This is a genomic window from Paraburkholderia sp. BCC1886, assembly GCF_900996245.1.
GTDB lineage: Bacteria > Pseudomonadota > Gammaproteobacteria > Burkholderiales > Burkholderiaceae > Paraburkholderia.
The window spans coordinates 320,842-346,463 of the sequence record NZ_CAAJGK010000063.1 but is presented as its reverse complement, the minus strand read 5'-3'; the positions used below and the strand labels follow the sequence as shown (position 1 = coordinate 346,463).

23 protein-coding genes and 1 riboswitch are annotated in these 25,622 nt (G+C 64.4%); of the genes, 8 read left to right on the top strand and 15 right to left on the bottom strand.

The annotated features are described in order from the left end of the window. Nucleotides 1-78 precede the first annotated feature (78 nt). The 7 genes from lnt to FQ746_RS23770 all read right to left on the bottom strand — a co-directional run bounded on the left by lnt (nucleotide 79) and on the right by FQ746_RS23770 (nucleotide 7,958). Nucleotides 79-1,779, bottom strand: coding sequence for an apolipoprotein N-acyltransferase (gene lnt, locus FQ746_RS23800; RefSeq protein ID WP_144112074.1), 1,701 nt, complete (start codon nucleotides 1,777-1,779; stop codon nucleotides 79-81). A gap of 90 nt (nucleotides 1,780-1,869) precedes the next feature. Then, on the bottom strand, nucleotides 1,870-2,763 hold the full coding sequence (locus FQ746_RS23795; protein WP_144112073.1) for an HlyC/CorC family transporter: 894 nt from the start codon (nucleotides 2,761-2,763) through the stop codon (nucleotides 1,870-1,872). A 225-nt stretch (nucleotides 2,764-2,988) separates the two neighbouring features. Beyond that, entirely contained in the window at nucleotides 2,989-3,678 is a 690-nt protein-coding gene (locus tag FQ746_RS23790) for a gamma-glutamylcyclotransferase (RefSeq protein ID WP_144112072.1), read from the bottom strand. A gap of 27 nt (nucleotides 3,679-3,705) precedes the next feature. Next, the gene (gene ybeY, locus FQ746_RS23785) at nucleotides 3,706-4,167 is read right to left on the bottom strand and encodes an rRNA maturation RNase YbeY (RefSeq protein WP_144112071.1); all 462 of its coding nucleotides are present in this window, start codon (nucleotides 4,165-4,167) and stop codon (nucleotides 3,706-3,708) included. Between the two features lie 123 nt (nucleotides 4,168-4,290). Continuing rightward, nucleotides 4,291-5,364 carry a PhoH family protein gene (locus FQ746_RS23780; protein WP_144112070.1) on the bottom strand — a complete coding sequence of 358 codons (1,074 nt, stop codon included), beginning with the start codon at nucleotides 5,362-5,364 and terminating at the stop codon, nucleotides 4,291-4,293. A gap of 122 nt (nucleotides 5,365-5,486) precedes the next feature. Further along, nucleotides 5,487-6,860 carry a tRNA (N6-isopentenyl adenosine(37)-C2)-methylthiotransferase MiaB gene (gene miaB, locus FQ746_RS23775; RefSeq protein ID WP_144112069.1) on the bottom strand — a complete coding sequence of 458 codons (1,374 nt, stop codon included), beginning with the start codon at nucleotides 6,858-6,860 and terminating at the stop codon, nucleotides 5,487-5,489. Nucleotides 6,861-6,974: 114 nt separating this feature from the next. After that, nucleotides 6,975-7,958, bottom strand: coding sequence for a LysR family transcriptional regulator (locus tag FQ746_RS23770; protein ID WP_144112068.1), 984 nt, complete (start codon nucleotides 7,956-7,958; stop codon nucleotides 6,975-6,977). 122 nt (nucleotides 7,959-8,080) lie between these two features. Here FQ746_RS23770 and FQ746_RS23765 point away from each other — a divergent pair, with 122 nt between their 5' ends. The 4 genes from FQ746_RS23765 to ribB all read left to right on the top strand — a co-directional run bounded on the left by FQ746_RS23765 (nucleotide 8,081) and on the right by ribB (nucleotide 11,766). Next, nucleotides 8,081-8,479, top strand: coding sequence for a VOC family protein (locus tag FQ746_RS23765; protein ID WP_144112067.1), 399 nt, complete (start codon nucleotides 8,081-8,083; stop codon nucleotides 8,477-8,479). Between the two features lie 17 nt (nucleotides 8,480-8,496). Beyond that, complete coding sequence (locus tag FQ746_RS23760) at nucleotides 8,497-9,663, top strand: MFS transporter (RefSeq protein WP_144112066.1); 1,167 nt, start codon at nucleotides 8,497-8,499, stop codon at nucleotides 9,661-9,663. Between the two features lie 239 nt (nucleotides 9,664-9,902). Further along, entirely contained in the window at nucleotides 9,903-10,592 is a 690-nt protein-coding gene (locus FQ746_RS23755) for a helix-turn-helix domain-containing protein (RefSeq protein ID WP_144112065.1), read from the top strand. A 124-nt stretch (nucleotides 10,593-10,716) separates the two neighbouring features. Further along, a riboswitch (FMN riboswitch) is annotated at nucleotides 10,717-10,900 on the top strand. A gap of 146 nt (nucleotides 10,901-11,046) precedes the next feature. After that, nucleotides 11,047-11,766, top strand: a complete 720-nt coding sequence (gene ribB, locus FQ746_RS23750) for a 3,4-dihydroxy-2-butanone-4-phosphate synthase (protein ID WP_144112064.1) — start codon at nucleotides 11,047-11,049, stop codon at nucleotides 11,764-11,766. A 100-nt stretch (nucleotides 11,767-11,866) separates the two neighbouring features. On the opposite strand, the gene FQ746_RS23745 is transcribed toward ribB, so the two are convergent. From FQ746_RS23745 to glpD, 3 genes are all read right to left on the bottom strand, one after another. Next, nucleotides 11,867-12,553, bottom strand: coding sequence for an HAD family hydrolase (locus FQ746_RS23745; protein WP_144112063.1), 687 nt, complete (start codon nucleotides 12,551-12,553; stop codon nucleotides 11,867-11,869). Nucleotides 12,554-12,693: 140 nt separating this feature from the next. Beyond that, nucleotides 12,694-14,193 (bottom strand): glycerol kinase GlpK, encoded by a 1,500-nt coding sequence (gene glpK / locus FQ746_RS23740; protein ID WP_144112272.1) that lies wholly within the window; start codon nucleotides 14,191-14,193, stop codon nucleotides 12,694-12,696. Between the two features lie 93 nt (nucleotides 14,194-14,286). Continuing rightward, nucleotides 14,287-15,816 (bottom strand): glycerol-3-phosphate dehydrogenase, encoded by a 1,530-nt coding sequence (glpD, locus tag FQ746_RS23735; protein WP_144112270.1) that lies wholly within the window; start codon nucleotides 15,814-15,816, stop codon nucleotides 14,287-14,289. 245 nt (nucleotides 15,817-16,061) lie between these two features. Between glpD and FQ746_RS23730 the strand changes: the two genes are divergently transcribed. After that, entirely contained in the window at nucleotides 16,062-16,436 is a 375-nt protein-coding gene (locus FQ746_RS23730; RefSeq protein ID WP_144112062.1) for a hypothetical protein, read from the top strand. A gap of 108 nt (nucleotides 16,437-16,544) precedes the next feature. Here FQ746_RS23730 and FQ746_RS23725 read toward each other — a convergent pair whose 3' ends face one another. Continuing rightward, entirely contained in the window at nucleotides 16,545-16,742 is a 198-nt protein-coding gene (locus tag FQ746_RS23725) for a hypothetical protein (protein ID WP_186310821.1), read from the bottom strand. 401 nt (nucleotides 16,743-17,143) lie between these two features. Further along, entirely contained in the window at nucleotides 17,144-17,923 is a 780-nt protein-coding gene (locus FQ746_RS23720) for a DeoR/GlpR family DNA-binding transcription regulator (protein WP_144112268.1), read from the bottom strand. Nucleotides 17,924-18,226: 303 nt separating this feature from the next. Between FQ746_RS23720 and ggt the strand changes: the two genes are divergently transcribed. From ggt to FQ746_RS23705, 3 genes are all read left to right on the top strand, one after another. Next, nucleotides 18,227-19,864 carry a gamma-glutamyltransferase gene (gene ggt, locus FQ746_RS23715; RefSeq protein ID WP_144112060.1) on the top strand — a complete coding sequence of 546 codons (1,638 nt, stop codon included), beginning with the start codon at nucleotides 18,227-18,229 and terminating at the stop codon, nucleotides 19,862-19,864. Nucleotides 19,865-20,171: 307 nt separating this feature from the next. After that, on the top strand, nucleotides 20,172-20,999 hold the full coding sequence (locus FQ746_RS23710) for a ferritin-like domain-containing protein (RefSeq protein ID WP_144112059.1): 828 nt from the start codon (nucleotides 20,172-20,174) through the stop codon (nucleotides 20,997-20,999). A 130-nt stretch (nucleotides 21,000-21,129) separates the two neighbouring features. Continuing rightward, nucleotides 21,130-21,663 carry a hypothetical protein gene (locus FQ746_RS23705; protein WP_144112058.1) on the top strand — a complete coding sequence of 178 codons (534 nt, stop codon included), beginning with the start codon at nucleotides 21,130-21,132 and terminating at the stop codon, nucleotides 21,661-21,663. A gap of 79 nt (nucleotides 21,664-21,742) precedes the next feature. Here the strand turns inward: FQ746_RS23705 and FQ746_RS23700 are convergent, their stop codons facing one another. From FQ746_RS23700 to FQ746_RS23690, 3 genes are all read right to left on the bottom strand, one after another. Beyond that, on the bottom strand, nucleotides 21,743-23,320 hold the full coding sequence (locus tag FQ746_RS23700; protein WP_144112057.1) for a DEAD/DEAH box helicase: 1,578 nt from the start codon (nucleotides 23,318-23,320) through the stop codon (nucleotides 21,743-21,745). Nucleotides 23,321-23,555: 235 nt separating this feature from the next. Continuing rightward, nucleotides 23,556-24,176, bottom strand: a complete 621-nt coding sequence (trhA, locus tag FQ746_RS23695) for a PAQR family membrane homeostasis protein TrhA (RefSeq protein ID WP_144112056.1) — start codon at nucleotides 24,174-24,176, stop codon at nucleotides 23,556-23,558. A 130-nt stretch (nucleotides 24,177-24,306) separates the two neighbouring features. Then, nucleotides 24,307-25,605 carry a c-type cytochrome gene (locus FQ746_RS23690; protein WP_144112055.1) on the bottom strand — a complete coding sequence of 433 codons (1,299 nt, stop codon included), beginning with the start codon at nucleotides 25,603-25,605 and terminating at the stop codon, nucleotides 24,307-24,309. Between the last annotated feature and the right edge of the window lie 17 nt (nucleotides 25,606-25,622).

Below are 25,622 nucleotides of genomic sequence, written 5' to 3'. Positions count from 1 at the left end.
GCTTGATTAGCTAGACCGGCGCGCCTAACTCGACGCGCTCACCACACTCGCCTACCTGCCGCGAGGTCGGGCGCGAGGTCAGCCGCGCCGCCGCCTGAGCCCGGGTCCGAACGCGAAGCCGAACGCCAGCAGCAAAACCGACACCGCGAGCACCGTATTGTTGCCGCTGGTCACATAGGGCGTATTGCCGCTCGTGCCTTGCACCGTCACGTCGAGCGAACCGATCGTGTAGGGCTTCAGGCGGCCGAGCACGCGGCCGTCGGCGTCGATGGCGGCGGTCGTGCCGGTATTCGTCGCGCGCAGCATCGGCCGGCCGGTTTCCAGCGAGCGCATGCGCGCAATCTGCAAGTGCTGGTCGAGTGCGATCGTATCGCCGAACCACGCCAGATTCGTCGAGTTGACCAGTACGCCGGCCGGCGTGTCGCTGTCGTGAATGTTGCGCGCAATCTCCTCGCCGAAAATATCCTCGTAGCAGATGTCCACCGAGACCGGCTGGTTATGCACGAGGAACGGCTTCTGCACCGGCGCGCCGCGTGCGAAGTCGCCGAGCGGAATGCTCATCAGATTCACGAACCAGCGAAAGCCCCACGGCACGAACTCGCCGAACGGCACGAGGTGGTGTTTGTCGTAGCGGTACACGTCGCGGCTGCCCGGCGTCACGCCGAACAGGCTGTTGGTGTAATCCACCACCTGACCTTGCGGCGTGATCGTGCCGCCGATCGCGCCGAACAGAATCGCGCTGCCCGTCTTATCCGAGAACGTGCGCACGGCCGAGGCGAACGGCGCCGGCAGTTGTTGCGCAAGCACTGGAATCGCGGTTTCCGGCGTAACGATCAGGTCGGCCGGCTTCGACGTGATCATCTGCTGATACTGGTCGATTGCGGCTCGCATGCCGGCTTCTTCGAATTTCATTTCCTGCTTCACGTCGCCCTGCAGCAGCCGCACGGTCAGCGGCGCGTTGGCCGGCGTGGTCCAGTGCGCGAGCGGCAGCAGCAGTCCGACGACGATCAGCGCGATGGCCGCGACGCCGGGCACGAAGCCGTTGCCCGACCCGGTAGCCGAACCGTTGCGCAAACCGGTGGTGCGACGTGCGGAGCGCAAGGCGATCCACGATTGCACCAGCAAGGCCGCCGCCAGCGCCAATACCCAACCCACGCCATACACGCCTACGACCGGTGCAAATCCGGCAAACGGGCCGTCCACTTGCGGATAACCGCTCGCGAGCCACGGAAAGCCGGTGAACACCGTGCCGCGCAGCCATTCGCCGATGGCCCACGCGCTGGCGAACGCGAACGCGCCATGCCAGGTCGGGGCGAAAGGCAACCGCGGCAACCGCGGCAACCGGTCATCCGCAGCCCCATGGCGGGCGTGACCCGCGCAGAACGACCAGACGCCGGCGGCGAGCGCCGGATAAACCGCCAGATACAGCGAGAACAGCACGACCGCCGCGCCCGCGAGCGGCGCGGCCATGCCGCCGTAGTCATGCATGCTCACATAGAGCCACCACACGCCCGTCACGAAGTTGCCGAAGCCGAATGCGCCGCCGGTCAGCGCGGCGCTTTTCCAGCCGGTGGTGCGCGTGAGCCATGCGAAGAACAGCGCGAAGATCGCCAGTTCGAGCCAGCCGCCGTGCGGCGTCGGCGCGAACGACAGCGTGTTGGCCGCGCCGGCGAGCAGTGCGACGAGATAGTGCCAGCGGGGCAGGGCGCGCCCGCGTGTGATTTGTGCGTCGGTGTCGCCCGCGCCTCGGCGCGAACGTGAAGTGATCGGGTCGGCCATCGTTGCGCGGTCGGCTTGAATAGAAAGAGGAGGGGAAAAGGCCAGCAAACCCGGAGGCGGCAACGCAAAGCGCGCCGCGCCGTTGCAAGCTCAGGTCTGCACGTGCTGCGCTTCGCGCTCGCGCTGGCCGGCCAGCGGATCGCGGCGCACCAGCAGCATATGAATCTGGCGGGCATCGCCGCGCAGGATTTCGAAGATCAGATCGTCGAGCCGTACTTTTTCACCGCGATGCGGGACGCGTCCGAAGTGATGCGTGACAAGTCCACCGATAGTGTCGACCTCGTCGTCCGAGTAGTGCGTGCCGAACGATTCGTTGAACTGCTCGATCTCGGTCAGCGCCCGCACGCGGAAGCGGCCGTCCGGCGACGGGATGATATTGCCGCTTTCCTCGTCGAAATCGTATTCGTCCTCGATGTCGCCGACGATCTGTTCCAGCACGTCTTCTATCGTGATCAGGCCGGCCACGCCGCCGTATTCGTCGACTACCACCGCGAGGTGATTGCGATTCACGCGGAAGTCGTGCAGCAGCACGTTCAGTCGTTTCGATTCGGGGATGAACACGGCCGGGCGCAACATGCCGCGCACGTCGAACTCTTCTTCGGCGTAGTAGCGCAGCAGGTCTTTGGCCAGCAGTACGCCGATGATGTTGTCGCGATTGCCTTCGAACACCGGGTAGCGCGAGTGCGCTTTTTCCAGCACGTAGGGGATGAATTCGGCGGGGCTGTCCGCGATGTTGATCGCGTCCATTTGCGCGCGCGGCACCATGATGTCGCGGGCGCTGAGTTCGGAGACCTGGAACACCCCTTCGATCATCGATAGCGAGTCGGCGTCGATCAGGTTGCGTTCGTGCGCGTCCTGCAGGATTTCCAGAAGCTCGCTGCGCGAGTCGGGCTCGGGCGAGATGAAGTCGGTCAGACGCTCGAGCAGCGAGCGTTTTTCATGCGGTTTGTCGGAGTGTCGTCGACTGGGATACGTGTCGTTCATGGTAGTGCGCCCGGCAAGACTGGGCGCGCTGTTACGGAGCGTTAAGGATACACCAGGCACATGGCAGGACCGTGTCCCGCCGGGCTGGGCGAAGGGTGCGGCGGTGAGAAACAGCGGCGTCGCGCACCATGGCGGGCGACAGGCGTGGGTCAATCCTAACTGATAAAACCGGAACGGGCGGTTTGGAGCAAAAAAGTCGGGCGCCGGGCGTTCCCGTCCGTCCTGTCACGTTTGCCCGGCTTCCCTGCTCTCTTCGCAGCCTACCTCGCGGCAACGTTCGAGCAACGCTTCGAGCGCGCGGTCCGGCATGCCGCTTTCGCGCAACGCATGCACGGTGCGGCTTACGTAATCGAGCGTGGTGCCATAGCGTCCGCATGCGCAACCGAACACCGTCTTCACGATGTCGTCCGGCAGTTTGCCGGTGTACGTCGGCACGTCGCGGCGCATCACGAAGGCGAGCGCATCGACGCGCCGCCCGTCGGCGAGCACGCACGGCAGCCACGCCGGCCGGTATGAACCCATCGCCATTTCGCGGCGCCAGAGCGCATCGAGATGCGGCGCCGAGCCATCGGCGGCAAGACGGAACGCGATGCCCGTGCATGAACCGCCACGGTCCAGCGCCAGCACGAGCCCCGGTTGTTCCGGCGTGCCGCGATTCACGCGCGACCATAAATAAAGGCCGCGATGATAGCCATGGACTTTGGCCGGCGTCGCCTCGACGGTCGGCAGGCCGGGATTCCAGATCAGCGAGCCATAGCCGAACAGCCACAGGTCGCTCTGCCGGTCCCAGTCGCGCAACGTGCATTCGAGCGACGCGCGCAATTCGTCGTCGGTCAGAAGCCGCGACTCGCCGAGCGCCGGCGGATAGTCCGGGCAGGGCAGGCGGGTGTCGGAGGCGGGGGACGAGGTGCTCACGGTCGGCTCGGGTGCGGTGGACGACGGCTATTGATAAGGATCGGGAAAGCCGAGCTTGCCGAGAATCTCGGTTTCGATGGCTTCCATTTCTTCGGCTTCGGCTTCGACCTCGTGGTCGTAGCCCTGCGCGTGGAGCGTGCCGTGCACCAGCAGATGCGCGTAATGGGCAAGAAGCGGCTTGCCCTGCTCGGCCGCTTCTTTCTCGACGACCGGGCAGCACAGGATCAGATCGCCCGTGACCGGATCGTCTTCCGATTCGGCGTAGGCGAAAGTCAGCACGTTGGTCGAGTAGTCTTTGCCGCGATAGGTGCGGTTGAGCGTGCGGCCCTCTTCGGCGTCGACGAAACGCACCGTCAGTTCGCCGTCGCCGAAGAGGGCGGCCTTGATCCAGCCGGCCACCGTGGCGCGCGGCAGCAGCGCCTTGTGTTCGGGCCAGGCTTTGGCGGCCGGGAATTGCAGATTCAACGTCAGTTTCGGGGTGCGGCTCATGCGTGTGAGTGGGGATGCGTGGACTTCGGCGTGGACTTCGGCGTGCCCGACGCCGGCCGGCGCCGCGAATCACGCCGCCGGTCAGCGTTCGTCGACGGGCGTGCCGACAAAATTATCGACGTGTCAGCGTGAGTCCGCCGGATTGGCGTGCTTAAGCGCATGGGCATCGTACGCCTCCACAATTCGTGCGACCAGTGGATGGCGTACCACATCGGCGCTCGTAAATCGTGTTAGGGCGATGCCGCGCACGTCGGAGAGCACCTGCTGCGCTTCGATCAGGCCGCTCTTGTGGCCGCGCGGCAAGTCGACCTGGGTCGTGTCGCCGGTCACCACCGCTTTCGAGCCGAAGCCGATGCGCGTGAGGAACATCTTCATCTGTTCGGGCGTGGTGTTCTGCGCCTCGTCGAGGATGATGAACGCGTGGTTCAGCGTGCGGCCGCGCATGTACGCGAGCGGCGCGATTTCGATCATCTGCCGCTCGAACATCTTGGCGGTCTTGTCGAAGCCGAGCAGGTCGTACAGCGCGTCGTAGAGCGGTCGCAGATACGGATCGACCTTCTGCGCGAGATCGCCCGGCAGGAAGCCGAGCCGCTCGCCGGCTTCCACGGCTGGCCGCGTCAGCACGATGCGTTTGACCTGATCGCGCTCGAGCGCATCCACCGCGCAGGCCACCGCCAGATACGTCTTGCCCGTACCCGCCGGGCCGATGCCGAAGGTCACGTCGTGCGCGATGATCTGCTTCAGATACTCGCGCTGCGCGGGCGTGCGGCCGCGCAGATCGGCGCGCCGCGTGTACAGCTTCGGGCCGACCGTTTCGGGATCTTCGTCGCCGGTGTCGGCGGGCTGGTCGAATGGATGGTCGGGGTTGCCGGGGAAGCGCGGGTCGAGGTCTTCCGTGCCCTGCGCGTGGCCGTTCGCACGATGCCGCGCCGGATGACGCACTTCGACCAGCGCGAGCTGGATGTCGTCGACCGATAGCGGCGCGCCCGCTTTCTCGTAGAACTTTTCGAGCGCGGTGAGCGCGAGCTTCGAGCCGCGACCGCGAATCGTGATGCGATGACCCCGGCGTTGCAGCGTGACGTCGAGCGCCTGCTCGATCTGCCGCAGATTCTCGTCGAGCGGTCCGCAGAGGTTGGCGAGCCGCGCGTTGTCGTCGCGCGGTGCGGTGAATTCCAGATGCGGCTGAGTGGTCTTCAAGGCGGTGTTTCGATCCTGTCGGTTTCGAGACGCGGTGGGCGTGGCTTGAAAGTGGGGCTAAAAGTGCAGCTTTTAAGCGAGCCGCAAGTCACGGCTCTTCAGTGTGGTTGCATCGAAGCCGCTCAATGCGTCGTCGCGGTGGCGTCGTCGTGCACCAGCACGAGTTCGCCCCGCAGCGAGTGTGGGTAGGCGTGGACGATTTTCACGTCCACCATCTGCCCGATCAGACGCGCGTGCGACGCGAGCGGCGCCGGGAAATTCACCACGCGGTTGTTCTGGGTGCGGCCCGCGAGTTCGTTCGGGTCCTTGCGCGCCGGGCGCTCGACCAGAATGCGCTCGATCTTGCCGACCATCGCGTCGCTAATGCGCTGCACGTTTTCTTCGATGGTGGCCTGCAGATGCTGCAGCCGCTTGAGCTTGACCTCGCGCGGCGTGTCGTCGTGCAGATTCGCGGCCGGCGTGCCGGGGCGCGGGCTGTAGATGAACGAGAAGCTGGTGTCGTATTGCATCTCGTGCACGAGCGCCATCATCTTGTCGAAGTCTTCTTCCGTCTCGCCGGGGAAGCCGACGATCATGTCGGTCGACAGCGACAGGTCCGGGCGGATCGCGCGCAGCTTGCGAATGACCGACTTGTATTCGAGCACCGTGTAGCCGCGCTTCATCGCCATCAGGATGCGGTCGGAGCCGTGCTGCACCGGCAGGTGCAAATGGCTGACGAGCTTGGGCACCTTCGCGTAGGTGTCGATCAGGCGCTGCGTGAATTCCTTCGGATGCGACGTGGTGTAGCGAATCCGCTCGATGCCCGGAATGTCCGCGACGTATTCGATCAGCGTCGCAAAGTCGGCGAGGTCGGTCGAACCGAGCGTAATGCCGGCTCGGTATGCGTTCACGTTCTGGCCGAGCAGCGTGACTTCGCGCACGCCCTGGTCGGCGAGACCGGCGATTTCGGTCAGCACGTCGTCGAGCGGGCGCGACACTTCCTCACCGCGCGTGTACGGCACCACGCAATAGCTGCAGTACTTGCTACAGCCTTCCATGATCGACACGAACGCGCTCGGGCCGTCGACACGGGCCGGCGGCAGGTGATCGAACTTTTCGATTTCCGGGAACGAGATGTCGACCTGGGCGCGGCCGCTGGCGCGGCGCTGGTCGATCATCTGCGGCAGACGGTGCAGCGTTTGCGGACCGAACACGAGGTCCACGTATGGCGCGCGGGCGACGATCGCCGCGCCTTCCTGACTGGCGACGCAGCCGCCGACGCCGATGATGAGGTTGGGATTCGCTTCCTTCAGCTCGCGCACGCGGCCGAGGTCGGAGAACACTTTTTCCTGGGCTTTTTCACGTACCGAGCACGTGTTGAACAGAATCACGTCCGCGTCTTCCGGCGTGTCGGTCTTGACAAGTCCGTCCGCCGCGCCGAGTACGTCGACCATCTTGTCGGAGTCGTACTCGTTCATCTGGCAGCCGAACGTCTTTACATAAACTTTCTTGGTCATCGAATTTCGCCGGTCGCAGTGGTTAACCTGGGGGCGTCAATTAAAGGTGAAGTGGGGGCGGTGCGATGGGCGGCGTTTGCTAGCCACCGTGCCCGTTTTTAGCGTAATTCGGGATTATAGCCCTTCACCGGAAGCGGTTTCAGCGGCCGTTTCGTCGGGATCGGGCCCGGGCGGCAAGCCCAGCAGCCGTTCCAGTTCCCCCGACACCTGCGCGAAACGCTCGCTCAGGAAGTCCAGCAGCACGCGCACGCGCGGCGCCATGAAGCGGTTGCGGTGATAGAGCGCATGCAGCGGGGCGTCCGGGTAACGCCAGTCGGGCAACAGGATTTTCAGCCCATCGGCACGCAGATCGGCTTGTACGTCCCACATCGACTTGATGACGATGCCGTAGCCGCGCAGCGCCCATTCGCGGGCCACCGCGCCGTCGTTGGTTTCGCGCGCGGAGTCGAACGGCACGGTGTAGTGCTGCACCTCGGCGCCGCGCGTAAAGCGCCATTCGTTGGCGCGGCCCGACGCGGTGCCGAGCACGATGCAGTCGAAATTCGCCAGATCGTGCGGGTCCTCCGGCTCACCCTTGCGCGCGATGTAGTCCGGCGACGCGCACAGCACGCGCCGGTTCGGCGCCAGCTTGCGCGCCACCAGCGAACTGTCCTGCGGTACGCCGAAGCGAATCGCCAGATCGATGTCTTCCTGCACGAGATTGGCCAGCGAGTCCGACAGCGTCAGCGCGAAGGTCACTTCCGGATACAGCACGTTGAACTCGTCCAGCCAGTGCATCAGCAGATTGCGGCCGAAGTCGGAGGTCGCCGAAATGCGCACCTTGCCGCGGACCACGCCCTGACCGGCATGCAGCGCCGCTTCGGCGTCGTCGAGCGATTGCAGCGCCTGACGGCAGCAATTGAGATAAAGCCGGCCTTCGTCGGTCAGCCTCAACTGGCGGGTAGTGCGTTCGAACAGGCGCGCTTTCAGGCCGGCTTCGAGCTTGGCCAGACGCGCGCTCGCGGCAGCCGGCGTCAGACCGAGCTTGCGGCCCGCGGCGGACAGGCTGCCCTGCAACGCGGCTTCGACGAACAGGCGGATGTCACCAAGGTTATCCATCTCACGACTTTCAAGCAGAATTTGAAAATGCTTCAAATGCTACGCCAATTATCAAAATGACGCGGCGCAGCGACAATCCACTCCTCGAAAACCCTGAGACGGCGGCAGCGCCGTTTTCCGCCATGCAACTCGATCACGCCACGATCGTTACCGCCGACCTCGATACGGCCCGACGCTTCTTCGTCGATGTCGTCGGCCTTGCCGACGGCGCGAGGCCGCCGTTTTCGGTCGATGGCGCCTGGCTGTATGCGAACGGCCGCGCGCTGATTCATCTGATCGACGCAACCATGCCGGCCGCCACCGGGCGCAGCGCGCCGCGTATCGATCACATCGCGTTGCGGATCGACAGCGTGGCCGAGTGGCAGGCGCTGCTGCAACGCCTGCGCGCAACCGGCTGGCCGTATCAGCGCGCCGAGGTGCCGCAACGCGGCCCCCAAGCCGCCGAGGTGCAATTGTTCGTCGCCCTCGCGCCGGGCGTCGTCGTCGAATTCGTGAGCTCGCCCGAACACGCACAACCCTGAAACCCTGGAGTAGAAAAATGCCCATCCCTTTACTGGCGCTCGCGATCAGCGCCTTCGCCATCGGCACGACGGAGTTCGTGATCATGGGCCTATTGCCCGACGTGGCGCGCGATCTCGCGGTGTCCATTCCGTCAGCGGGGCTGCTGGTGAGCGGCTATGCGCTGGGCGTCGCGGTCGGTGCGCCGCTGCTCGCGGTGCTGACCAGCAAGATGCCACGCAAGCTCGCGCTGCAGTTGCTGATGGGCGTGTTCATCGTCGGCAACACGCTGTGCGCGATCGCGCCCAGCTATTCCGTGCTGATGATCGCGCGGGTGGTCACGTCGTTCGCGCACGGCTCGTTCTTCGGCATCGGCGCGGTGGTGGCGGCGTCGCTCGTGCCGGCCGAAAAGCGCGCCAGTGCGATCGCGCTCATGTTCACCGGCTTGACGCTCGCGAACGTGCTCGGCGTGCCGTTCGGCACTTTTGTCGGGCAGCAGTTCGGCTGGCGCGCGGCGTTCTGGATCGTCAGCGTGTTCGGCGTGCTGTCGCTAGTAGGTGTCACGGCGCTGGTGCCAAATCGTCACGACAGCGGACCGGTCGGCCTCGGCCACGAAGTGCGCGTGCTGAAAGACCCGCAAGTCTGGACCGCGCTCGCTATGACCGTGCTCGGCTTCGGCGGCGTATTCGTGGTGTTCACCTATATCGCGCCCATCCTCGAACAGGTGAGCGGTTTCTCGCCGCGCGGCGTCACGTTGATTCTCGTGCTGTTCGGCGTGGGGCTCACGATCGGCAACACGGTCGGTGGAAAATTGGCGGACCGGGCGTTGATGCCTTCGTTGATGGGCATTCTCGTCGCGCTGGCGGTGGTGATGGCGATCTTCGCGCGCACCAGCCATTCGCAGGTGGCGGCCGCCATCACCATTTTCGTGTGGGGCATCGCCGCGTTCGCCACCGTGCCGCCGTTGCAGATGCGCGTCGTCGAAAAGGCCGCGGCGGCGCCGAATCTGGCGTCCACGCTGAATATCGGCGCGTTCAACGTCGGCAATGCGGGCGGCGCGTGGCTCGGCGGGCTCGTCATCGGTCACGGTCACGCGCTCGATACGCTGCCGTGGGTCGCGGCGGCCGTGAGCATCGCGGCCTTGCTGGTGACGTGGATCGCGGCGCGTATGGATGCGCCCACCGCGCGTGCCGTGCAGCGCGCCTGAGTTGGACCGCAGACGGGCCTGAGACGAGATAAGGATCGAAGACTCGCCTTGCTCGCTGTCATTGTCTGCACAGCGCCTGCTCAGGCCATATGAATTTTTCGCACAAGCTTTGCGAGAATCGTCCTCCGCAATGCTGATAACAGTGTGAAGATAACTTCGTTGGGCTGAGCGTGACGCAATGCTATCTTGCTTCCACTAACCGCTTGCCCGCCTTCGTGGCGGTGCTTCAGGAGGCAATCATGCATTCCCCGCTTGCGCTCGTTCGCGATCCCGCTACCGACGCCGATCCGGCGGTTCGTGGCGCCGAACCTCTCGATGCGCTCGAACATCTGGTCGGCGTGAATCTCGCGCGTTTGCGCGCCGAGCGGCAACTGTCGCTCGACGCGCTGGCCCGCGCCTCGGGCGTCTCGCGCGCCATGCTCGCGCAGATCGAATCGGCGCGCAGCGTGCCGTCCATCAAGGTGCTCTGCAAGGTGGCAGCAGCGCTCAAGGTGTCGGTCGCCGCTTTCCTGCGCCGCCACGCAACCAACGGTTTCGAACATCTGCCAGCCGACCGCTCGTCGCGTCTGGTGAGCGCGAACGGCCGCTATTCGGCTCGCCCGCTTTATCCAGATGCCGAGCCGACTGCCGCCGAGTTCCACGAATTGCGGATTGCGCCGTTGCATACCGAAGCCGGCATTCGCCGCGCGCCGGGCACCACGGTGAATCTGGTGGTGAGCGAAGGCACGCTGGAAGTCAGCGTGCACGACCAGCGCCAGTTGCTGGCTACCGGCGACGCGATCGTGTTCGACGCCGACCAGCCGCACAGTCTGCGTAATCCGGGCGATACGGAAGCGCGCGCATTTCGCGTGACGCTGAAAGCGGAAACGCCGCCGCGTTGGGACGTGCCCGCCGCGACCGACGCGACGCGTCAGCCGGCACCGGTTTGAGTTTTTCGTTTGTTGCGTCGAGTCGTGCTTGCAGCGGTCAGCGCGTACGGCTCGCCGATTCGTGTTGCGCTGCATGCGCGACGCGACTGTTGTATGCTTTGCCCGCCGGTCAGTCCGGCAATCAGTGCGTCTTCAGGGCGGGGTGAAATTCCCCACCGGCGGTATGCCGGGCAGCGCGAAAGCGTGAGCCGGCGAGCCCGCGAGCGCCCGCGTTCATTTGGTTTTCAGTTCATGGAAAGCCGGCGGGGTCAGCAGATCTGGTGAGAAGCCAGAGCCGACGGTCAGAGTCCGGATGAAAGAAGATGTGCAGATAGTCAGGTTCGTCTCCGCCGTGTCGCAGGAAGTCTAGCGGTGCGCGTGCGTCGCCTTGTGCGGCGTTCAGCGGTGCGTCTTTGTCTGTTTGCAATGCCCTGAAACGTTTTTCGCCCCACTTTCTGCGATGAGCGTTTCAATTATGTCTTTTGCTACTTTTCCCCCTCCGTCCGTGATCGCCGACGACGCGTCGCTCGATCTCCCGTTGCTCGCCACCGAAGCCGTTCCGCCGCGTATCGCCGCCGCCTTGCAGGCCATGCGCGATGGCCGCGCCGTCGTGCTGCAGGACGACCACGACCGTGAGAACGAAGCCGATCTGATCGTGTCCGCCGAACGTCTGTCCGTCGAAACCATGGCGTTGCTGATCCGCGAATGCAGCGGCATTGTCTGCCTGTGTCTGCCCGACGAAAAAATCCGCGCGCTCGAATTGCCGCCGATGGCCGTCAACAACGAAAGCCGTCACGGCACGGCCTTCACGGTGTCGATCGAAGCGCGCGACGGTGTGACGACCGGCGTGTCCGCGCTCGATCGCGTCACGACCATTCGCGCGGCAATCGCCGATTCGGCGAAGCCGGCCGACATCGTCCGTCCGGGTCACGTGTTTCCGTTGCGCGCGCAACCGGGCGGCGTGCTGGCGCGGCGCGGTCATACCGAAGGAACGGTCGACCTCGCGGTGCTCGCGGGTCTGAAGCCGGCCGGCGTGCTGTGCGAACTGATGAATGCCGACGGCACGATGACGCGCGGCGCCGACGTCGAACGTTTCGCCCAGCAACACAATCTGCCGATGCTGACGATTGCCGAACTGGTGGAGTTTCGCCAGGCGTTGGCGATCGTGCGTGAGTGCGTGGCCGACGAGGCTTGACTCGCGGCTGAACCGCTTTGAATGACGAGAAGGCCGGCCGCCTGTGAAGCACGCGGCCGGCCTTTTTTGTCTGAGTCGATGTGTGTGGCTGCTGCGGCGGCTACGACTGCACGTCGCCGAACTCGCCGCGCACGCCGGCTTCGATCAGCGCAGGAAGTTCGTCCATGTGCTTCATGATCCGCGTCATGCCCATCTTGCGCAGCGCGTCCGCATAGCCATCGGGAATATGGCTCGCGCCGACGAAGGCGATGGTTTTCATGCCCGCCGCGCGCGCCGCGTTCAGGCCGGCAACGCTGTCTTCCACCACGACGCAGCGTGACGGCTCGACGCCCAGCGTGCTTGCCGCGAACAGATAGACATCGGGATAAGGCTTCGGCCGCGCGACCTGTTCGGCGCTGAAAATGCGCTCGCCGAAAATCTGCTGCAAGCCCGCGCGGCGCACGGACGCATTCACGCGCGACAGGCGGCTGTTCGACACCACGGCCGCCGGCAGGCTGACGCGTTGCAACGCATCGCGCACGCCGTTGATCGGACTAAGCGAGGCCGCCAGTTCGAGTTCGACGTTGTGTTCGATCGTATCGATGAAATTCGGCGGCAGCTGGATATCGAACGTTTTCTCGATGCCTTCGAGAAAACGCGAGGTCTGCTGGCCGAATGCCGTTTTGACGACGGGTTTGAAATCGACGCCGGGGAAGGTGGCGCTGAGCGTGTCGAGCATCACGCGGTCGGCGATGATTTCGCTGTCGACGAGCACGCCGTCGCAGTCACAGATGAGATGGTCGATCATGCTTGGGAACGGAAAAAGCGGGGATGCGGGGCAAGCCCCGCATGGAGTTTGAAAGCAGCATGATACGTGCTTTGCCGGCGACTGCGCGGCAGCGACGTCGCAGTGCGCGGCACCGCTTGCTGTCCCGCCAGCCGTTGTGCTCAGGCCGTATCCGCCCACGCTTTGGCGGCGCGGATCGCGCGGTGCCAGCCGTTCAGGCAGGCCTCGACCTCGGCGCCCGGCAGCGCGGGCGTGAAGCGGTGTTCGAGTTGCCACTGGCTTTGCAATTCCTCCACGTCTTTCCAGTAGCCGACCGCGAGGCCCGCCAGATAGGCCGCTCCTAGTGCAGTGGTTTCCACGACGCGCGGACGCACGGCATCCACCCCGAGCATGTCTGCCTGGAACTGCATCAGCAGATCGTTCGCGCACGCGCCGCCGTCCACTCGCAGTTCGTCGATGCGCATGCCGGAGTCGGCTTCCATCGCTTTCAGGACATCCACCGACTGATACGCGATGGAATCGAGCGCGGCGCGGGCGATATGCGCCGCGGTCGTGCCGCGCGTCACGCCGAACAGCGTGCCGCGCGCGCGCGCATTCCAGTGCGGCGCGCCGAGACCCGCGAAGGCCGGCACCATATACACGCCGTCGCTGTGCGGCACGCTGCGCGCGAGTGCTTCGATCTCCCCGGCATGACGGATGATGCCCAGGCCGTCGCGCAGCCATTGCACCACCGCGCCCGCAATGAAGATGCTGCCTTCGAGCGCATAGTCGACGCGCTCGCCGATCTGCCACGCAATCGTGGTGACCAGCGCGTTGCTCGACTCGATCGGCTTGTCGCCGGTGTTCATCACGAGGAAGCAGCCGGTCCCGTAAGTGTTCTTCACCATGCCCGAGCGCGTGCACATCTGGCCGAACAGCGCCGCGTGCTGATCGCCGGCGATGCCCGCGAGCGGAATCTGCGAAGCGAAGACGGTCGTTTTGACGGGACCGTACACCTCGGACGACGCGCGCACTTCCGGCAGCATGCTGCGCGGAATGTCGAACACGTCGAGCAGTTCGTCGTCCCATTGCAGCGTGTGGATATTGAAAAGCAGCGTGCGCGACGCGTTCGTGACATCGGTGATGTGCAGGCTGCCCTTGGTGAAATTCCACACCAGCCAGCTGTCCACCGTGCCGAAGGCGAGGCGCCCCTGGCGCGCCTTCTCGCGCGCGCCGTCGACGTTCTCGAGAATCCAGCGGATCTTGGTCGCCGAGAAATACGAGTCGATCGGCAGGCCGGTTTTCGCGCGGATCTGTGCTTCGAGGCCCTGGTCTTTCAGCTGGTCGCAGAAGTCGGCGGTGCGGCGGTCCTGCCAGACGATCGCGTTATAGATCGGCCGGCCGGTCTCGCGGTCCCACACGATGGTGGTCTCGCGCTGGTTGGTCATGCCGATGGCGGCGATTGCGCTGCCGTTCAGCCCGGCGCGCGTGACCGCTTCGGCCGCGACGCCGGCTTGCGTCGACCAGATTTCCTGCGGATCGTGCTCGACCCAGCCGGGGTGCGGGTAGATCTGCTGGAATTCCTTCTGGGCCGTCGACACGATATTGCCGAGCCGGTCGAACAGCATCGCGCGCGAGCTGGTCGTGCCCTGGTCGAGCGCGAGGATGTACTGGTCCTGCATCTGTCTCTCCATGCGTGTTTCGAATCGCCGCCATGGTAGGGCGGCGATGGGAACGGCTGGTTATGGTTAGTGTGCTGCGGGTCCGGGTTTGCGTCAGGCGATGTGGCGCTCCGTTGCGCCGGCAAACCACGCGTCGATCTCGCGCGTCACGCTGTCGAGCGTGCCGGCTTCGACGTGCAGACCGAGCTTCGAGCGCCGCCATAGTACGTCCTGCGCGCTGCGGGCCCACTCGGCGTCGCGCAAATAAACCAGTTCGTTTTCGTAGAGCCCGGGCGCGAACACGCGACCGAGACCGGTTAGTGCCTCTGCGTTGCCGATGACCTGCTCCGCCCGCGTACCGTACGCGCGGGCCAGGCGGTGCGCCAGATCGGCGGGCAGCCATGAATGCCGTTGCTGGAATCCGCGCAGGAAACCCGCGAAATCGGCCCGTGGAATATCGCCGCCGGGCAACGCTGCGCCGGCCGTCCACGCCGGGGCCGTGTTGTGCAGAGCGGGCGCGAGCTTATCGACGGCTTCTTCGGCGAGCTTGCGAAAGGTCGTGATCTTGCCGCCGAACACCGACAGCAAGGCGGCCCCGCCTTCGGGCGCGTCGAGTTCCAGCGAGTAGTCGCGCGTCACGGCCGAGGGATTGTCCGCGCCTTCTTCCTCAAGCAGCGGGCGCACCCCGGAGTAGGTCCAGCGAACGTCTTGCGGCGAGATTTTCTGTTTGAAATAGCGGTTGATCGAGTCGCACAGATATTGAATTTCTCCGGCGTCGATCGCGACCTTCGACGGGTCGCCGCGATATTCGATGTCGGTCGTGCCGATCAGCGTGTAGTCCTGCTCGTACGGAATCGCGAAGATGATGCGCTTGTCCGGATTCTGGAAGATGTACGCGTGGTCGTGCTCGAAGAGCCGACGCGTCACGATATGGCTGCCCTTGACGAGCCGCACGCTATGCGACGCCTTGCGGCCGAGCGCGCCTTGCAGCAGTTCGCCGACCCACGGACCCGCGGCGTTGGCGATGGCGGCGGCTGTGATGTCGAGGACAGTCCCGTTCGCTTGCTGAAGCCGTGCCTGCCACTCAGTGCCCACGCGTTTCGCACTGATCAGCCGGGTTCGCGTGAGGATTCGTGCGCCGCGCTCCTGCGCACCCAGCGCGTTCAGCACGACGAGTCGGGCATCGTCGACCCAACCGTCCGAATAGACGAAACCACGTTTGATCGAGTCGATCAGCGGCGCGCCGGCCGGGTGGTCGCGCATCAGCACGCCGCGCGAGCCCGGCAGCAATTCGCGCCGCGCGAGGTGATCGTAGAGGAAGAGGCCCGCGCGGATCATCCAGGCGGGACGCAGATCGGGCATGTGCGGCATCACGAAACGCAAGGGCCACATGATGTGCGGCGCGGCGCGCAGCAGCGTTTCGCGCTCCTGCAAGGCTTTGCGGACCAGGCCGAACTCGCGGTACTCGAGGTAACGCAGGCCGCCGTGGATCAGCTTGGTACTCGCCGACGAGGTGTGCGCGGCGAGATCGTCCTGCTCGCACAACAGCACCGACAGGCCGCGGCCGGCCGCATCGCGGGCAATTCCCGCACCGTTGATTCCGCCACCGACCACCAGCAGATCGTATTTCGAGCCTTGCGTCACCGGATGGATTCCTTGCTGGATGGTTTGGAGCACGTGGGGACACCAATCGAATTCTCACCGGGTTCCCCGCTCCCCTCGATGTTCGTTTGCGAACTCTAATGAACACATTCGAAAAAGTAAAGTTCGATTCAGGCGGTTCAACATCTGGCCGAAATCCGAAGCGCCCTTGGCCGATTGGCGATGAGGGTGGCGCAACGCGCGGCCACGGACGATACTCTCGACAGCACTCATTTCGAGGTGAATTCATGCGTGGAATCTGGATGATCGGCGCCGCTATGCTCCTGAACGGATGCGTCAGCTCGCCGAGTTTGAGCGGAACGGCCGGCGCGCCGTCGTTCGCAGCCTTGCAGCAGATGTGCAGCGCCCAGCCGGTCGATTACGGCAGCGACGCCCAGGGCGTCTACGCCGCGCTGTTCGATGCGTATGTAGCGAGCCGGCGGGGCAAGTTGCCGAAAGAGGATTTTTGCGGGTTTCAGGCTGCGCTTGCGCAGCACTATACGAGTGAGGGCGCGAGCGCCGACCCGCAGGTGCGCAATCAGTGGGTGGCGTTTCTAACCGATCAGCGGGCGCGGGCGTTGAGTTGGCGCGCGGCGGTCGATCCGACGCTGCGCAACGGGTGAGGCTTGGGATTGGGCTGTCGTTCCGGCAGCTTCGCGGCGGGGAACCTGGAGGGACGTGAAAAGCCGGATGCCGGTTCGACCGGCATCCGGCTCATTGCGGCGGTTGGTTCACGAGTGACGCTTGATGGCTCGCAAAGCGCTGTCGCCGGATTCGGTAATACGCCACTCCTCGTTGCCTGACGCGAGCCGTTCGAGTTGAACCAGCTGCCGTTCCAGAAGGGCGTCGAGCTCCTCTCTTTCCATATCGACCTGATTCGGGGCGTCTTTCACGAGCAACAACGTGGCGAATTCATGCGGACTCAGCATCGTTCTCTCCATGTCAAGCAAACGCGGACAGCCTGATTGGCGATCGGCCGGAAAGCCGTAGGTCCGCTGGCGGGTCGGGCGGGAGGCAGGACTCAACAGGTGCGACTGGGGTGAAGCTCGGGTTCAACTCAGGGTGAAGCTCAGCGCGCGGTGCGGTGCGGTGCGATGCCGTGCCTCGTGCTGCCGGCAAGTCCGCAGAACGCGGAACGAACGCCGGGGAACTGGAGTGTAGTCAACGGGCTGTTAAACGCCAAACGCGTGCTAGCAAATTTTCCCTTTGACAACGCGCGGCTGTTCCGGCGGTTTGGGGGCGCGGACCGAATCGCGATTTCACTCGAAGTTTTGTTTGCGCTGCAGCATGAGCGGGAGCGCTGGGCTAACCCCGGCCAATAGCACGGCAATTAGCCGGCGACGTACACCTGGCAGTTGGCGGCGGCGAGAATCTCGTTCATCTCGGCGGGCGGGGCGACGTCGGTGAACAACGCGTCTACCTGGTCGAGATGCCCTTGGCGAACCAGCGCGGGGCGGCCGAACTTGGAGTTGTCGGCGGCCAGAAAGACGGTGCGCGCGTGCTGCATGATCGCTTCGGCCACTCGCACTTCGCGGGTGTCGAAATCGCGCAGCGTGCCGTCGGCTTCGATGCTCGACGTGCCGACGATCGCGAAATCCACCTTGAATTGCCGGATGAAGTCGATTGCCAGTTCGCCGACAATGCCTTTGTCCCAAGGCCGGACGACGCCGCCCGTCACCAGCACCTCGCAATCGGGGTAGCCGCTCATCATGCTGGCGACGTTCAGGTTGTTGGTGATCACGCGTAAGCCGCGGTGCCGGTTGAGCGCCCGGGCCACCTCTTCGGTGGTCGTGCCGAGGTTGATGAACAGCGAGGCCTGGTCGGGAACGTGAGTGGCCACTAACGCGGCGATGCGCCGCTTCTCGTCGTGGAACATCCGCTGGCGCGCGGTGTACGAGACGTTTTCGGAGCTGGTCGGCAGGCTGGCGCCGCCGTGATAGCGCCGCAGCAGATTCATGTCCGCGAGCCAGTTGACGTCGCGGCGGATCGTCTGCGGGGTGACGTCGAAGTGTGCCGCCAGGTCGTCCACGGTCACGAAGCCGTCGCGTTGCACCCACTCCAGCAGTTCCTGCTGCCGGGCATTGAGAGTCAGGCGGGGGTCTCGGGTCATGGGTTCCGTTGATGTATGCACGAGGTGTGCGCGAAGCGTTCGCGGATGGTCGGTATTGTAAGACCCGCCCGGATTCAGCCGCTCGACGAATTCGTTCATGTAGCAAATGCATTTGTCTTTTTGCGTGGATCGCGCTGCAATCGCGGGTCCGCTGATTTACGCTGCGTTATTTGCGATACGTATTGCGCTACGTATTGCGCTACGTATTGCGCTACGTGTTGCGCTACGTTATCCGCGGCTGATCGTAACCTTCGGAGCCCGGCCTCCCCGACGAGCCGGCTCCCGCTATCGAGAGTGTCCGACATGACTGGCTTCAACTGGCAAAACCCCTACCCGACGCCGCGCCTGCCGGTATTTGCGCGCAACATCGTGTCCACCTCGCATCCGCTGGCCGCGCAAGCCGGACTGCGCATGTTGTGGAAAGGCGGCAATGCGGTCGACGCGGCGATCGCCGCCGCGGCCGCCATCACGGTAGTCGAACCGGTTTCGTGCGGGCTCGGCGGCGATGCGTTCGCGCTCGTATGGGACGGCGCGAAACTGCATGGTCTGAACGCGTCGGGCGTCGCGCCCGCTGCCTGGAACGTCGATTACTTCAAGCACAAATACGGCGAGCAGAACGGCCTCGCGCAGCAGCCCAAGCGCGGCTGGGACGCGGTGACGGTGCCGGGTGTGATTGCCGGCTGGGAGGCGTTGCATCAGAAGTTCGGCAGCCTGCCGTTCGCCGACCTGATGGAGCCGGCCATCGAAATCGCCGAGCGCGGACATGCGGTGGCGAGCATCGTCGCCTATAAATGGGCGGCAGCCGTGCCGGAGTTGAAAGACTTGCCCGGCTTCGCTCAAACCTTCATGCCGCGCGGGCGCGCTCCGGAAGTCAGCGAACTGGTGCGGTTTCCCGGTCATGCGAAGACCTTGCGCATGCTGGCCGAGCAAGGTCCGCGTGCTTACTACGAAGGTGAAATTGCGGAGCGCATCGTCGCGTTTGCCCGCGAAGGCGGCGGCGCGCTAAATGCCGACGACCTGCGCAACTACCGCGCCGATTGGGTCGAACCGATTGCCAAGGATTATCGCGGCTACACGGTGCACGAAATTCCGCCGAACGGTCAGGGCATCGCCGCACTGATCGCGCTGGGCATCCTTGAAAAATTCGACGTGAAGGAACTGGCGCTCGACAACGTCGAGTCGCAGCATCTGCAGATCGAAGCCATGAAGCTGGCGTTCGCCGACGTGTACCGCTACGTGGCCGATCCGCGCTCGATGGAAGTCACGCCCGAGCAGATGCTCGACGACGCGTATCTCACGTCGCGCGCGAAGCTGATCGACCACAAGCGCGCCACCCAGTTCGACTTCGGCATGCCGAAAGCGGGCGGCACGATCTACATGTCGGTGGCGGACGAGCGCGGCATGATGGTCAGCTTCATCCAGTCGAATTACATGGGCTTCGGCTCGGGCATCGTCGTCCCGGACATGGGCATCTCGATGCAGAACCGCGGCTGCGGTTTTTCGATGGATCCGAAGTCGCCCAACGTCGTCGCAGGCGGCAAGCGACCTTTTCACACGATCATTCCGGCCTTCCTCACGCAACAGGTGGACGGCGCTCAGGAAGCGGTCATGAGCTTCGGCGTGATGGGCGGCGACATGCAACCGCAAGGGCATCTGCAATCCATCGTGCGTATGCTGGACTACGGCCAGCAGCCGCAGGCCGCATGCGACGCGCCGCGCTGGAAGGTCAATCACGACTTCACCATCGACATCGAATCGACGCTCGATCCGAAAACCGCCGAGGCGCTGCAGAAGATGGGTCACACCATCAAATCGGTCGACGACCCGTATATGGACTTTGGCTCGGGCCAGTACATCTGGAAGCTCGATCGCAACGAACCCGAGCGCGGCTATGTGGCGGCCAGCGACAGCCGGCGCGACGGGCTCGCTGCCGGGTTCTGATTGCGAACTCGACGGCGCACGCGACCAAGGGCGATTGGTGTGTCGTGCGCCGACTGAATGTTTCGACTACGCGGGAATGGGAACTGCTGCGGCTCGGCATGGTCTGTGCTGGGTTATCTGCAGAGTCGCGAGACACCGGCTAAGATGCGAGATACAAAAGTGGTTGAGCCCGGCGGTTGAGCCCGTCGATTTGACCCAGCGATTAAATCCAATTCAAGGCGCTGTATCCGACACGACGGGCTGCCCAGGCAAGCGGGCGGTTTCCAGCATGCTCCCCGAGTCGATACAGCTTTCGGAGCAAGACACGATGCACACAGAGCTGAACCATGTCATGCCCTGGCGGATCGAGGACATCGACCTCACCCGCATCGACCGGCAAAAGGCCGTCGCTAACGAAGATCTGCTGCTACTGTTGTGCGCCGCTTCGTTCATCGAAAGCGGCACCGATCTTTACACCAGCAATCTCAGCACGTTCTTCGACGGCGACCCCGAAGTGTCGGCCTGGCTCAACCAGGAATGGGAGCCGGAGGAAATGCAGCACGGCCGCGCGCTGAAAACTTACATTGCGTATGTTTGGCCCGAGTTCGACTGGGACACCGCGTTTCAAAAATTCATGGAGGAGTATTCGCTGACCTGCTCCGTGGAAGATTTCGAAAAAACACGTGCGCTGGAAATGGTCGCGCGTTGCGTGGTGGAAACCGGCACGGCAACGCTGTATCGCGCCATCGGCGAATGCTCGGACGAGCCGGTGCTCAAGCAGATTACCGACAACATCCGCACCGACGAAGTCCGTCACTACAAGCACTTTTTCAAGTTTTTCAAGAAGTACAACAAGATCGAAGGCAACGGCCGTCTCGCCGTGCTCGGCGCGCTGATGCGCCGCGTGATGGAAATCAAGAACGAAGACTCCGAGATCGCGTTGCGTCATGTGTTCGCGATTCGCTATCCGGAGCGCGTGCACGACTCGGCGTACAACCGCGAGCGGGCAGCGCGTATCAACGCACTCGTGCGGCGCAATCTGTCGGCGGACATGTGCGTGAAAATGCTGCTCAAGCCGCTCGACCTGCCGGCGCGAATTCAACCGGGCGTGCATTACCCGCTCGCCAAGATCACGCAACATGTGTTCTTTCGTTGAGTCCGGCGACGGGCTCGCTGTAACAGCTTGAAAATTGAAGACAAATGGCCCGCTCATGCGGGCCATTTGTTTTGCGAGACGCGGTACTTGTTGCGTCTGCGTCGTTGAAAACCGGAACCGGATCGATCTCATGAGCCCACCCTCCATCCCCGCGCAGTCACTCGACCAGAATGTTTTCGACGAATGGCCCGCGCCCGTGCGCGCGCTGCTCGACGGTTCGTCGCTGGCCGGCAAGCTCGGCTTCACCGCGTCGCTTTTGACCGTCGATGCCGAAGGTCGCATACGCACGTCGCTGCTCGGCGTGGGCGAGTTGTATGCGCCTGACTCGCGCACGCTGTGCATCGCGCTGTGGCCCAACGCGCGGGCGGCCCGTGCGATTGCCGGAAGCGGTCGCGCGGCGTTGAGTTTCGTCTGCGAGGCGGCTTTTTATCAGGTGCAGTTGCAGGTCGTGCCGCTCGCCGACGTCGAAGGGGACGAGAGCGGGCTGATCTATCTGAGTGGATCGATCGACACGGGGGAAGCGCAGAGTGTCCCTTATGCGCGCCTGACGAGCGGCATCACGTTCGAGCTGGAAGGAGAGAAGGGTGCGGGAGAAGCGGTGCTCGACCGTTGGGAACGGCAGATCGAGCACCTCAAGCAGGCGGCCGCAGCGGGCGGCCGTTAGCCGGCAAAGTGCGGCAGCTATCGAGCCCCACGCGTGCAGCCCGCCTCGGACTGCGGCTTAGGGCCCTTACGCCGGAAGCTTACCGGCCGCGCTGGCCGCTACGCGTAGGCTGACCACCGCGCGGCGCGTCGCCGCGTTGCTTGGCGCCGCCCAGCAACGCACCCGGATTGCCGCCTTGCGGTTTGCCCGCTTGCGGCTTGCGCGGCGCGTGCTGCGCGCCACTGCCTTCATGCGCGGCGGCGCGCGGACGGTCGTCGTGACGTTGACCGTCGCGGCGAGCCTGCCCGCCATTGCCGTTCGCCTGATTACCGTTCGCGGCCGGCTTTGCGCCTTGCGCACGCGGCTGCTGACCGTTGTTGCTGGCCGGACGCTGTCCCGAACGCGGCGCCGGCTTCGCGCCCGCGCCGCCGTCACGCTTCGGCGCGCCTTGCCCCTGACGCGGCGAACGACCGCCACCGCCGCCGCCGCCGCCGCCCTGGCCGCGACGCAGAATCGGTTCCGGCTTCGCCGTCGGATCCGGTTCGAAGCCCGGAATCACTTCTTGCGGGACCGCCCGCTTGATCAGCTTCTCGATGTCCTTCAGCAACTGCAACTCGTCGACGCACACCAGCGAGATCGCCTCGCCCGTGGCGCCCGCGCGCCCCGTACGGCCGATGCGGTGCACGTAGTCTTCCGGCACGTTCGGCAGGTCGAAGTTGACCACGTGCGGCAACTGGTCGATGTCGATACCGCGTGCGGCGATGTCGGTGGCGACCAGCACCTGCAGCGTGCCGTCCTTGAACTCGGCGAGCGCGCGCGTGCGCGCCGACTGGCTCTTGTTGCCGTGAATCGCCAGCGCGCTGATGCCGTCCTTGGTCAACTGCTCGGCGAGACGATTGGCGCCGTGCTTGGTGCGCGAAAACACCAGCACCTGAAACCAGTTGTGCTGCTTGATCAGATGCGTGAGCAACTCGCGTTTCTTGTCGCGGTCGACCGGGTGAATTTTCTGCGCGACGGTTTCGGCCGTCGTATTGCGGCGGGCGACTTCGATCAGCGCCGGCGAGTCGAGCAGGTTATCGGCGAGCGTCTTGATCTCGTCCGAGAACGTTGCCGAGAACAGCAGGTTTTGACGCTTCGGCGGCAGCTTCGCCAGCACGCGTTTGATGTCGTGGATGAAGCCCATGTCGAGCATGCGGTCGGCTTCGTCGAGCACGAGAATCTCGAGATGCGACAGGTCGATGGTCTTCTGCTGCATGTGATCGAGCAGGCGACCCGGCGTCGCGACCACGATATCCACGCCGCTGCGCAGCGCGCCGATTTGCGGATTGATGCCGACGCCGCCGAACATCACGGTCGACTTCAGTTTCAGGTACTTGCCGTACGCACGCACGCTTTCTTCGACCTGGGCGGCCAGTTCGCGCGTCGGCGTGAGGATGAGCGCGCGGACCGCGCGCTTGCCCGACGCGGTGGCGACGGCGGGCATGGTGTTCAGGCGCTGCAGGATCGGCAGCGTGAAGCCGGCGGTCTTGCCGGTGCCGGTTTGTGCGCCGGCCAGCAGGTCGCCGCCGTTCAGCACGGCAGGGATGGCCTGCGTCTGGATGGGGGTCGGCGTGGTGTAGCCAAGTTCGAGGACAGCACGGACCAGCGGTTCGGACAAGCCGAGGGAATCAAAAGACATAAAAGATCTTTGCAATGCAGTGACGCGAACGGTACACGGGGCTCAGGCAGACACCTGAGCGGGCCCATACGGGCACGAGCACGGCAACAACACGCCTTCGACGGCGCGTTCGAGGCCAGAGCCCAGTTCCGGTCACGGAGAAATCGGCGGCACGCGGAAAATACGTGCCGAATGCTTCAACGCGCTATGCAGACACGTTGACTGGCCTTAAGTTGCATTTCGTCGCCGTGGCGTGTCACGCGACATAGCGCGCGACACTGACGAATTGACACAGACTGCCCGCCAGTACGAACAGGTGCCAGATACCATGTCCGTGCCGGATGCGCTCGTCGTTGATGAAGAAGTAGATGCCGGCGCTATAGATGACTCCGCCGGCCACGAGCCAGGCGGTGCCCGCAGCCGGCAACGCGCCGACCAGCGGACGGACGGCAACGAGCGCGAGCCATCCCATCAGGACATACAGCACCATCGAAACGCTGCGGGTGCGCCGCCCGAGCGTCAGTTCCTGCACGATGCCGAGGACTGCGAGCCCCCAGCTCACGCCGAACAGCGACCAGCCCCACGGTCCGCGCAACGTAACGAGTGTGAACGGGGTGTAACTGCCGGCAATTAGCAGGTAAATCGCCGAATGATCGCATTTTTGAAGAACTGCTTTGAGACGCGGATTGCGTACGCTGTGGTAAAGCGTCGAGATAGCATACAGCACGAACAGCATGGCGCCGTAGACACTGAAGCTGACCACCTTGTACGCGTCGCCGTCGAGTGCGCCCATCGTGACGAGCGTCGCCAGCCCCACGACCGACAGTACGGCGCCGACCAGATGGGTAATGCTGTTGAAACGCTCACCAATATGCACGACTCAGTCCTCCTGCACGGGGTTCTCATCAGGGTAATCCCCGTATGATACCGGTTGAGCCCGGTCCCTGAAAAACAAAGGGCGCGGCCGCGTGTTCGCGGGCCGCGCCCAGATTGCTACAAAAGCCGGTTTAGTCGAGCGGCGCCGAGCGCAGATCGGAGACCTGTTGCGGCGAGACAGCCGTACCGTGATTGCCCCAGGACATCCGGATATACGTGACGACCGCGGCCACTTCCGTGTTGGACAGCGCCTGCGCGAACGGCGGCATGCCGTACGGGTGCGGGTTGGCCTCCGTGCTCGGCGGGTAGCCGCCGTTGAGCACCATGCGGATAGGATTGACCGCCGACGGCATCTGGATGGACTGGTTGTTGGCGAGCGGCGGGAACGACGGCGGCATGCCGAGACCATTCGTCGCATGACACTTCGCGCAATTGTCCGCGTAAATCTTCTGGCCCTGCTTCAGCAGTTCGCCACCGAATTTTTCCGAGGTTTCCAGCTGCAGCGGTTCCGGCGCTTCACTCTTTTGCGGAATCGTCTTCAGGTACGTGGCCATGGCGTTGATATCCGCGTCGGACATGTACTGCAGGCTGTTGTGAACCACTTCGGCCATCGGACCGAACACCGCGCCCCGGTTCGACACGCCCGTTTTCAGCAGATCGGCGATGTCTTTGGTTTCCCAGTCGCCAAGGCCGGCTTCCTTGTTCGACGTCAGCGAAGGCGCATACCAGTTCTGCAGCGGAATCAGACCGCCGGCGAAGGCCGCCGAGCTGACCGGGCCGCCCATTGCGTTGATCGACGTGTGGCACATGCCGCAATGGCCGAGGCCCTCGATCAGATAAGCGCCGCGGTTCCATTCCACCGACTTGGTCGGGTCCGCCTTGTACTCGCCTTCACGGAAAAACAGCGTGCGCCAGCCGATCAGCATGTTGCGCTGGTTGAACGGGAATTTGAGCTCGTGCGGACGGCTCGGCACGTTGACCGGCGTGACCGAGCGCAGGTAAGCGTAAATGGCGTCCGAGTCGGCGCGGGTGACCTTCGTATAGCTGGTGAACGGGAAGCCCGGGTAGAGCAGGCTGCCGTCTTTCGAACGGCCGGTGTGCATGGCGCGGTAGAAATCGTCCTGCGTCCATTTGCCGATGCCGTACTGGTCGTCCGGCGTGATGTTCGGCGTGAACATGGTGCCGAACGGCGTGGCCATGGGCAGGCCGCCGGCAAACTGCTTGCCGCCGCGCACCGTGTGGCAGGCGATACAGTCGCCGGCGCGGGCGAGGTACTCGCCCTGTTTGACGAGCGAGGCCTGATCGGCGGGCGCGGCCGCCATCGCCACCCCGTCGTGCAGATGATCACCACCCGTCCACAGCACGGGGACGAGCGCGGCAGCCGCAGCCAGCACGACGGCCGAAAGGGCGAACAAAGGCTTGCGTTTCATGTGTGTGTCTCTCCCGG

Excerpts from the sequence above, each read along its gene's own strand:
- glpK (WP_144112272.1), bottom strand. The coding sequence starts at position 14,193 with ATGCAGGACCAGTACATCCTCGCGCTCGACCAGGGCACGACCAGCTCG.
- FQ746_RS23710 (WP_144112059.1), top strand. The coding sequence starts at position 20,172 with ATGCACACAGAGCTGAACCATGTCATGCCCTGGCGGATCGAGGACATC.
- ribB (WP_144112064.1), top strand. The coding sequence starts at position 11,047 with ATGTCTTTTGCTACTTTTCCCCCTCCGTCCGTGATCGCCGACGACGCG.
- FQ746_RS23755 (WP_144112065.1), top strand. The coding sequence starts at position 9,903 with ATGCATTCCCCGCTTGCGCTCGTTCGCGATCCCGCTACCGACGCCGAT.
- FQ746_RS23760 (WP_144112066.1), top strand. The coding sequence starts at position 8,497 with ATGCCCATCCCTTTACTGGCGCTCGCGATCAGCGCCTTCGCCATCGGC.
- FQ746_RS23700 (WP_144112057.1), bottom strand. The coding sequence starts at position 23,320 with ATGTCTTTTGATTCCCTCGGCTTGTCCGAACCGCTGGTCCGTGCTGTC.
- lnt (WP_144112074.1), bottom strand. The coding sequence starts at position 1,779 with ATGGCCGACCCGATCACTTCACGTTCGCGCCGAGGCGCGGGCGACACC.
- FQ746_RS23730 (WP_144112062.1), top strand. The coding sequence starts at position 16,062 with ATGCGTGGAATCTGGATGATCGGCGCCGCTATGCTCCTGAACGGATGC.
- FQ746_RS23725 (WP_186310821.1), bottom strand. The coding sequence starts at position 16,742 with ATGCTGAGTCCGCATGAATTCGCCACGTTGTTGCTCGTGAAAGACGCC.
- FQ746_RS23765 (WP_144112067.1), top strand. The coding sequence starts at position 8,081 with ATGCAACTCGATCACGCCACGATCGTTACCGCCGACCTCGATACGGCC.
- ybeY (WP_144112071.1), bottom strand. The coding sequence starts at position 4,167 with ATGAGCCGCACCCCGAAACTGACGTTGAATCTGCAATTCCCGGCCGCC.
- FQ746_RS23705 (WP_144112058.1), top strand. The coding sequence starts at position 21,130 with ATGAGCCCACCCTCCATCCCCGCGCAGTCACTCGACCAGAATGTTTTC.
- FQ746_RS23770 (WP_144112068.1), bottom strand. The coding sequence starts at position 7,958 with ATGGATAACCTTGGTGACATCCGCCTGTTCGTCGAAGCCGCGTTGCAG.
- FQ746_RS23745 (WP_144112063.1), bottom strand. The coding sequence starts at position 12,553 with ATGATCGACCATCTCATCTGTGACTGCGACGGCGTGCTCGTCGACAGC.
- FQ746_RS23795 (WP_144112073.1), bottom strand. The coding sequence starts at position 2,763 with ATGAACGACACGTATCCCAGTCGACGACACTCCGACAAACCGCATGAA.
- FQ746_RS23720 (WP_144112268.1), bottom strand. The coding sequence starts at position 17,923 with ATGACCCGAGACCCCCGCCTGACTCTCAATGCCCGGCAGCAGGAACTG.
- FQ746_RS23690 (WP_144112055.1), bottom strand. The coding sequence starts at position 25,605 with ATGAAACGCAAGCCTTTGTTCGCCCTTTCGGCCGTCGTGCTGGCTGCG.
- miaB (WP_144112069.1), bottom strand. The coding sequence starts at position 6,860 with ATGACCAAGAAAGTTTATGTAAAGACGTTCGGCTGCCAGATGAACGAG.
- ggt (WP_144112060.1), top strand. The coding sequence starts at position 18,227 with ATGACTGGCTTCAACTGGCAAAACCCCTACCCGACGCCGCGCCTGCCG.